General features: G+C 48.1%; 3 protein-coding genes. All 3 read right to left on the bottom strand.

Annotated elements, in window-relative coordinates; genetic code table 11:
• Positions 1-986: hypothetical protein (locus tag B3D59_RS13360; protein WP_286820326.1), on the bottom strand; the 986-nt coding region annotated here is incomplete at its 3' end.
• Positions 983-3,118 (bottom strand): HDOD domain-containing protein, encoded by a 2,136-nt coding sequence (locus B3D59_RS13355; protein ID WP_286820325.1) that lies wholly within the window; start codon positions 3,116-3,118, stop codon positions 983-985. The genes B3D59_RS13360 and B3D59_RS13355, both read right to left, overlap by 4 nt.
• Positions 3,115-3,304, bottom strand: a 190-nt coding sequence (locus tag B3D59_RS13350; protein ID WP_286820324.1) for a hypothetical protein, incomplete at its 5' end; no start/stop codon positions are given. The genes B3D59_RS13355 and B3D59_RS13350, both read right to left, overlap by 4 nt.

Here is a 3,304-nt window from a genome sequence, read left to right as displayed (position 1 = left end):
GTGGCCGATGTTATGACCAAGCCCTCACTTCCATTCCTGCTTTTGTCGGCGGGCTTTGCGATGACCATGGCCCGGCCCCCTTGTTGCCGTACATAAAAATGAATGGTTTTGCAGCCGCTTTGGGCCGTTATTTTATAATAGCTGTCACGGATGAAGTCGGCGAACAGGGCCAGGCGGTAATTGTAGGTCTCATTGTTGTTCCGCGGTTCGTGCCCCAGCCGCAGGGTTTCATATTGTATGAACAGCCGGGCTATGAGATGTTTGTCCAGCTTGGGATTGCTGATCGCTTCGGGCCCGGCGCTTTTTGCCGTGGACGGGTGTTGGATCAAAATTGGGGCAGAGAGCGTTGGTTTTACTTTGGGGTACAGGATGGGATAAAATCCTTTAAAATCGGAAAAAGATATAAATACCGGAAAAAATCGGTACTGGGGAAATTTTAAATCCAGGTTGCGTACAAAAAGCAGATTATCCGGATCCGTGAGACCAATGGTCAGGATGTTGCCTGACAGGTGTAACGGGATGATGCTGGATTTTTTGGCAAGTTCCCTGTCTATGACGGCAATCAGATCCTTGCGGCAGGTCTGGTCAAAAAGAATGTCTGATACAGATCTTAATGGCGTGCCAAAAAGGTCAAAAAGCACCTGTTGAAGCCGGGCCTTGGGTATGATCTGTTTTTCAAGGAGAAAAGAGATAAAAGGGATCGCCTTGCGCTCTGCCTCTGCCTTGATTTTTTCCAGCCGGGACCGGGTCGCCGTTTTTCCTTCACACAGCCGGTCCATGACGGAGATCAGCTTGTGATGTTTTTTTAATACATAAAAATTCTCCAGGGGGGTGATCAGATTCAGTTGGCACAGTATCATGCCCAAAAGGTGGGAACCGTGCTTAAATCCGTTGCTTTTGTTTTTTTTCTGGATATCCAGTGCCAGTGACACGTCCCCGGGGGAGACCAGGCCTTCCTGTATCATAATCTGCCCGGTTTTTATCATGACATGATCTCATCCTTAGGCAACCTGGGGCCGGTATCGGGAACAAGGGGAATAAGTATGGTGAAACAGGTTCCCTTGCCCTGGCTGCTGTCACAGGTAATGCGTCCCTGCATTTCCCTGACAATGGAATGCACAATGGAAAGGCCCAGTCCTGAATTGCAAGTGCCTGTCTTGCTTGAATTATAGGGTTCAAAAAGGCGTTCTTTGATATGTGAGGGGATGCCCGGGCCGTTGTCCTGGATGGTGATTTCCGCCAAACCGGGCAGCCTTTTTTTTTCATCTATCAATACCTTGGCTGAGCCGGGAACAAGGCGTGTTTTAAATCGGATTTCGCTTCCTTTTTCAAGGGCTTCTGCTGCATTTTTAACCAGATTGATAATCACCTGTTTCAATCCGTTGCTGTCCAGGGTGGCCTTTGGCATGGTGTCGTCAAGGTCAGTTTGAACCCGGATCTGTCTGGGCATAAGAATGGATTTTTTCAATACTGCCAGCACGCGGCTGCACATCTCATTGAGATTAATGGTTTGCTGTGACCCTCCCACCCTGGGTTTTGAAAATGAGGTCAGCCCTTCAAGCAGGGATGAAACCCTGCTCATCTCTTCTTTGACAACGGTGATCTCTTCCTGGGCAGGGTGTTTTTCCGGCAATTTAAGTTGAAGGATTTCAAGGTAATTTCTAATGATGGCAACAGGGTTGTTGATCTCATGTACAACTTTGTCTGTCAGGGTTGCATAGGCTTCCATTTTTTTATCACTGAGATCGCCGGCATAGGTCTCATGGAAATTAAGATTTTCGAGACAGATGCCTGTCTGGCGTGAAAAAAGATCCAACAGGGTTTTGTTTTTGTCCAGGGTCTGGGCAAGATCGCTGTCCACGCCGATAACCATGGCGCCTGAACAGCCTTTGTGTCCGACAATGGGAATGGCATAAAGGGCCGGGGTTTCAAGAAAGCGGAGAATCTGTGTATCGGATGCGGCCAGATTTTGTTGGTTCATACTTGCCGTGCTTATGCCTGTATTGACGGATTTTATAACCAGGCTGGCATTGTTGTTCATGGCAAGGGCAATGCTTGTGATAATGTTGTAATAGCGGTCCTCTTTTGCGCAGGTTCCGGTGAGCAGATCCTTTTCCCTGTCCTGAAGAAAGAAAAAAATTCGGGGAATATGGAAAATGATTTCCAGCCCCCGTTGGACCGTCCCAAGCAGCGTTGCCACATCCCTTGCCCTGAGCAGGTTGTCAAGGGTGCCAAAAAACAGAGAAACATCCTTAAGGTCCTTTGCCAGAAGATTGTATCCTTGTTCCGGCTCACCCAGAACAAGGTTCAGGCTTTTGGCCATTTGGTGGACTTCGTTTTCAGCCTGGACCGCGATTTCATTCAACACGGCGGCCGGGATGTCTGTCAGAACCAGTGTATCCTGTGTCACATCCGTGTTTTCCGGTTCTGCCATGAGGTTGGCCATGAAAAGAATCTTAACATGGACAAGCTCTTCGGCAATGCGTGTTAAGGGTTGATTTAAAAACTGCACGGCATCACATGCCATGGGGTTCAGGTTCCATTGGTTGAACAGCCAGGAACAGACTTTTGAGCCATCGATATTAAGTATGTTGGTTTGGGCCTCAAACTCGTTTTGTCCCTGGTTTACCCTGGCTTTAATCTCCTTGTATTCCTCTGGAAAGGTTGCCATGAGAACCAGGGTGCCGATATCATGGAGAAGACCTGCCAGGAAATACTGGTCCGGATTAATCTGTTTTTCTTGACGGGCGATGCGCTGGGCCAGCACTGCGCATTTGTACGAATGATACCAGAATCTGTTGATGTTGAAGTTGTCTGTGAGTTTGGAGAATTTAAAAAACTGCATGGCCGAAGAGCTGATGGCGATATTGCGAACGGTATCCAGTCCCAGATACACCACCGCAGATTTGATGGTGGTAACCTGTTTTGCCAGGTTTACATGGGGAGAGGCAATGATGGCCAGCAGTTTTGCAGTAAGTGCCGCATCCCGGCAGATAATTTGGGTTACTTCGTCAATATCTGTCTTTTCTCTGCCGCAGGCCCGGATCAATTGGAGCATTACCTGGGGCAGTTGGGGCAGGGGGGCGGACCTTTTTATTTTTTCAAAAATAGTTTTCATGGCAGATCAATAAGTTTGAGTATGTTTTTGAAGAACAACGTATCTTTCTGGTCCTGGGTCAGGGTCTCGGAATTTTGGATAAGCTTTACATAATGCGCCTGGTCGTACCACGGCGTGTCGGTACCAAAGAGGAAATAATCGTCATTGTGCCTGTACAACGCCCTCAATGCCGTTGACTTAAGACAC

The sequence above is a fragment of the Desulfobacter sp. UBA2225 genome, assembly GCF_002348205.1.
In the GTDB taxonomy this organism is placed as follows: Bacteria; Desulfobacterota; Desulfobacteria; order Desulfobacterales; family Desulfobacteraceae; genus Desulfobacter; species Desulfobacter postgatei.
The sequence above is the reverse complement of the archived record's forward strand: the minus strand, read 5'-3'. Positions and strand labels throughout refer to the sequence as shown.

Coding starts and splice junctions, on each gene's coding strand:
- B3D59_RS13355 (WP_286820325.1), bottom strand. CDS start 3,118: ATGAAAACTATTTTTGAAAAAATAAAAAGGTCCGCCCCCCTGCCCCAA.